Origin of the sequence: Klebsiella sp. HN106, assembly GCF_051209435.1 — a bacterium.
Taxonomy (GTDB): domain Bacteria; phylum Pseudomonadota; class Gammaproteobacteria; order Enterobacterales; family Enterobacteriaceae; genus Klebsiella; species Klebsiella oxytoca.
In genome coordinates this window covers 1-434 of record NZ_JBLURD010000106.1, presented here as the reverse complement: position 1 = coordinate 434, position 434 = coordinate 1, and the positions used below count along the sequence as shown (strand labels likewise).

Genomic DNA, 434 nt, shown 5'->3' with positions numbered 1-434 from the left:
CGGTTCGGTCCTCCAGTTAGTGTTACCCAACCTTCAACCTGCCCATGGCTAGATCACCGGGTTTCGGGTCTATACCCTGCAACTTAACGCCCAGTTAAGACTCGGTTTCCCTGCGGCTCCCCTATACGGTTAACCTTGCTACAGAATATAAGTCGCTGACCCATTATACAAAAGGTACGCAGTCACCCCACCCCAAAACGCTCCACTGCCTGATTTTTGAGGTTGAACGTCGCTGACGCTCCGTTAACCGTCCATCATGCTGTCGTTACGCATTTTGCGCACCACGCAAAGCGAAACGCTTTGGTGGTGGGGCTCCTACTGCTTGTACGTACACGGTTTCAGGTTCTTTTTCACTCCCCTCGCCGGGGTTCTTTTCGCCTTTCCCTCACGGTACTGGTTCACTATCGGTCAGTCAGGAGTATTTAGCCTTGGAG

General features: G+C 52.5%; 1 rRNA gene. It reads right to left on the bottom strand.

From position 1 onward, the window contains the following. Positions 1–434, bottom strand: a 23S ribosomal RNA gene (locus ACSIPU_RS30545); the annotation flags it as partial.